This is a genomic window from Nodosilinea sp. LEGE 07298, assembly GCF_015207265.1.
Lineage (GTDB): Bacteria > Cyanobacteriota > Cyanobacteriia > Phormidesmidales > Phormidesmidaceae > Nodosilinea.
In genome coordinates this window covers 1-3,770 of sequence record NZ_JADEXE010000455.1, presented here as the reverse complement: position 1 = coordinate 3,770, position 3,770 = coordinate 1, and the positions used below count along the sequence as shown (strand labels likewise).

Below are 3,770 nucleotides of genomic sequence, written 5' to 3'. Positions count from 1 at the left end.
ATCCAAAGCTGGCATCAGCTAGAACTTAAGGGGGTCACCCACACCTACCGAACCGATCAAGAGGCCACTGAATTTACCCTGGGGCCGGTTGATTTAGTCGTGCACCCTGGCGAGCTAATTTTTATTATTGGGGGTAACGGCAGCGGCAAATCGACCCTGGCGAAAGTAATTACGGGGCTCTATCAGCCCCAGTCTGGAGAAATTCGGCTAAATCATCAGCCCATTGATGCGGAGAATCAAGAGTGGTATCGACAGCATTTTTCGGTTGTGTTTTCAGATTTCTACCTGTTTGATCGGCTGCTGGGAATGAGCAGCAAAGCCGACGACAGTAAAGCTCAGGACTATCTAAACCAGCTGAATCTTAGCCACAAGGTTCGGATCGAACAGGGCAAATTTTCGACGGTAGATCTCTCCCAGGGGCAGCGCAAGCGCCTGGCCCTACTCAGTGCCTATATGGAAGATCGGCCCATTTACCTATTTGATGAGTGGGCTGCCGATCAAGATCCATCGTTTAAACACGTCTTCTATACTCAGTTTTTGCCGGATCTAAAAGCCCAGGGAAAAACCGTCTTTGTGATTAGCCACGACGATCACTATTTTTACGTGGGCGATCGCATGATCAAGCTCAACTACGGCCAGGTTGAGTTTGCCAAGCTCTCGGCCCTTTAATTCCGCGTTAAACCCAGTCCACTCACTCCGCTATAAACCGATGACCACTACTACTGAACTCGCTACCTTTGGGGCCGGGTGCTTCTGGGGTGTAGAAGCCGCCTTTCGCAAGCTCGACAGGGTACTCGATACCTCCGTGGGCTACATGGGGGGCCACTTCGAAAACCCCTGCTACCTCGATGTGCTGTCGCGCATTACCGGCCATGCCGAAGTCTGCCAGGTGCAGTTCAACCCCGCTGAGATTACCTACGACGCCCTGCTTGAGACTTTCTGGCGTATCCACGACCCCACCAGCCTCAACCGCCAGGGGGGCGATCGCGGTGAGCAGTACCGCTCGGTCATTTTCTACCACACTCCCGAGCAGGCCCAGATCGCCCGCCGCTCTAAAAATCGGCTGCAAGACTCAGGCCACTACCCCCAGCCCATCGTCACCCAAATTGAACCGGCCAGCGCCTACTGGCTCGCCTCTGAAGAACACCAGCGCTACTTTGGCTGATAGGCCACGGACGAATTTAGTGGTTTGGTATCGATAGATTGCATCTTTGCCATAGGCCCTGTGCTTTGAATCTTCGGGGGTAGAAAACCTAAGGTAAACCCATTCAGCCGATTAACCCGCCCTAGGGCACAGGAGAAAAGCTATGGTTTACCCCAACGACGCCTACCGTCGCCAGCAGCTAGAGACCGCTTACGAAAAGTCTCCGGCTCAGTCGTTTTCGACCCAGTTTTTGGCCTTTTTGCAGCAAATTGGTGCAGCCCTGGTGAATGAATTCACTCGCGATCGCACCGCTCCCCGCATTTCCAAGTACTACGATGTGGAGGGCAAAGTGCTGTGGCATGTTTATGACCCCAACAGTCGCCAGCGGTTTACCACCCCCTCTGAGCTAGAGGTGCAGGAATGGCTAGAATGCCGTCATCTCGAATAGCTGGGCGCGACTACCCCTGCTCTACCCCTGCTCGACCCAAGCGATCACCTGCTCGCCCAGGCGCACATCGTCGAGGCGATCGATTTCGCGAATGCCGGTAGGGCTAGTGACGTTGACCTCGGTGAGGTAGCCGCCGATCACGTCGATGCCGACAAAATAGAGGCCGTCGCGAACGAGGGTGGGGGCGAGTTGGCGACAAATATCAAGTTCGCGCTCGGTAATCTCGGCCTTGGCCACCCGGCCCCCTACCGCCATGTTGCCGCGAAACTCGCTGCCGGTGGGGATACGGTTAACTGCGCCAATCGGGTCGCCGTTGAGCAGAATGATCCGCTTGTCGCCGTCTTTAGCGGCGGGCAGGTAGGTCTGCACCATCACCGGTTCCTGGCCCTGGCGAGTGCTAATTTCGACCATGGAGTTGAGGTTGCGATCGCCTGCCTGCAAAAACAAAATGCCCTCCCCGGCCTTACCGCCCAAGGGCTTAAGCACCGCCGACCCCCAACGCTCCACCGTCTCGCGAATTACCACCTTGCTCTGGCTGACAATGGTTTCAGGAATCGCCTCAGAAAATTGCAGGGCGTACATTTTTTCATTGGCCGCCCGCAGTCCCTGGGGCGAATTAATCACACGAGTTTTGGCTGGGTTCACATAGTCAAAAATGTAGGTAGCGTAGAGGTAGGGCACCGTGACCGGTGGGTCGGTGCGCATAAATACCGCATCCATATCCTCAAGGGGGCGCTGCACGGCCTCGCCCATTTCAAACCAGGGGGTAGCGGCAGCCCACAGCCCGTCAACGATCTGCACGGGGGTGAGCGTGACCGGGTGCATCAGCGCCAGCGCTTTGCCTGCCACCACGCTCAAGGCGCTGGCCGCCATAATCCAAACCTCGTGGCCTCGCGCCTGGGCCGCTTCCATCATGGCAACGCTGGTATCGTGGCCGGGGTCGAGGCGGTGGATGGGGTCAATGATGAATGCAAATTTCACAGGGAATGCCCATTACTCCAACTAGAGTTCTAGCATCCCACGCAGGGGACAAAAATGAGGCCTGGCTGAGTAATGCTATTTGGCCCCCAGCGTCAGCAGCTCATCGACCGTTAAAATCAACGATGGAAAGCCCGAAGATCTAATCCGCTGTTGGCCCTGAAAGGCACGCGCCTGATAGCCATCCTGGTGCAGCAGCGCCAGCACGGTTACCTCGCCTGCGGTGGGGTCTACAATCCAGTATTCAGGGACGCCCCGCTGTTCGTACTGCTGGCGCTTTTCAATGTAGTCGCATCGATAGTTGTCTTCATTCGGGCTGTTGTAAGGGTTGACAACTTCTACCACCAGAGCCGGATTCAACATCTCAAGCGTAATGGCACTGTTTTTATCCCTGAACTGGCGGCTCAGCTCAGGGGTGAGCACGATCAGGTTAGGAAAGCGATTTTCTTGGGGAATCTCGGGCAGGGACGGCACCTGTAGGGTGGTGGAATGGGTACGAATGAGGTGCCAGTCGACTACCTCTTTCAGCTTTTCAGCGAGCCCCAAGGTAAGCGCAATGTTGTCATCGCTTTCGGGCGGCATCGTTATGGGTATGCCATTCGTCAGCTCCTGCCGTAGCTCGGCGGGGGCAGCTTGAGCAAGATACTCAGTGAAGGTCAGAGTTCTAGGCTGGCCGGAAGGCATGGCAAACGCTCATGTGTTATGCCTTCAGGGTAGATCCTTAAAACGCCTAACTTGCTCTGTCGTTAGTGTGGATCTTGAAACCGATTGGGCTGAGGCCCAAACAGATGATCTCGGTTTTCTCAAGCTCACTAAGACTTAGGGCGAATGGCACTTAATTAAGGCGGGCGGGCACTGCCCGCCCTACGGTAGAACCAGGCTTTTGGCGATCTGAGATAGTTAGTTTCAGCTTATTTCAATGGTGTACAAATTTAGAGCTGACCCTAATCTAGGGGCTAATCACCTGGGCCGGAATCCCTTGTCCCTGGAGTTGATTGACCAGGTTGCGGGCTGACGATTCTTGGGAAAATGCGCCCATTTGAATGCGGGTGCCGTTAGAAAAGTCGCGCACGTAGGCGTCCCCCACGGCACCCCGAGCCGACTCTAAGGAGGCTGCTCCGTTGTAGTCGGTAACCACGTAGTAGCTAGGGGCAGCCTGGGGCGGAGCCTGGGTAATGGGGGCTGGAGGTGCTACGGCAG

Annotated in this window: 6 protein-coding genes; 3 read left to right on the top strand and 3 right to left on the bottom strand. The window is 55.7% G+C overall.

Going from position 1 to position 3,770, the window contains the following annotated elements:
- From IQ273_RS31590 to IQ273_RS31580, 3 genes are all read left to right on the top strand, one after another.
- Nucleotides 1-669, top strand: a 669-nt coding sequence (locus IQ273_RS31590) for a cyclic peptide export ABC transporter (protein WP_194027046.1), incomplete at its 5' end; no start/stop codon positions are given.
- A gap of 40 nt (nucleotides 670-709) precedes the next feature.
- Nucleotides 710-1,165 carry a peptide-methionine (S)-S-oxide reductase MsrA gene (gene msrA, locus IQ273_RS31585; RefSeq protein WP_194027045.1) on the top strand — a complete coding sequence of 152 codons (456 nt, stop codon included), beginning with the start codon at nucleotides 710-712 and terminating at the stop codon, nucleotides 1,163-1,165.
- Nucleotides 1,166-1,307: 142 nt separating this feature from the next.
- On the top strand, nucleotides 1,308-1,592 hold the full coding sequence (locus tag IQ273_RS31580) for a hypothetical protein (protein WP_194027044.1): 285 nt from the start codon (nucleotides 1,308-1,310) through the stop codon (nucleotides 1,590-1,592).
- Between the two features lie 21 nt (nucleotides 1,593-1,613).
- Here the strand turns inward: IQ273_RS31580 and gshB are convergent, their stop codons facing one another.
- The 3 genes from gshB to IQ273_RS31565 form a co-directional block, all read right to left on the bottom strand.
- A complete protein-coding gene (gene gshB, locus IQ273_RS31575; protein WP_194027043.1) occupies nucleotides 1,614-2,573 on the bottom strand; it encodes a glutathione synthase in 960 nt (319 codons plus the stop codon).
- A gap of 75 nt (nucleotides 2,574-2,648) precedes the next feature.
- A complete protein-coding gene (locus IQ273_RS31570; RefSeq protein ID WP_194027042.1) occupies nucleotides 2,649-3,254 on the bottom strand; it encodes a Uma2 family endonuclease in 606 nt (201 codons plus the stop codon).
- 265 nt (nucleotides 3,255-3,519) lie between these two features.
- Nucleotides 3,520-3,770 (bottom strand): SPOR domain-containing protein (locus tag IQ273_RS31565; RefSeq protein WP_194027041.1); only part of this gene is annotated, 251 nt, incomplete at its 5' end.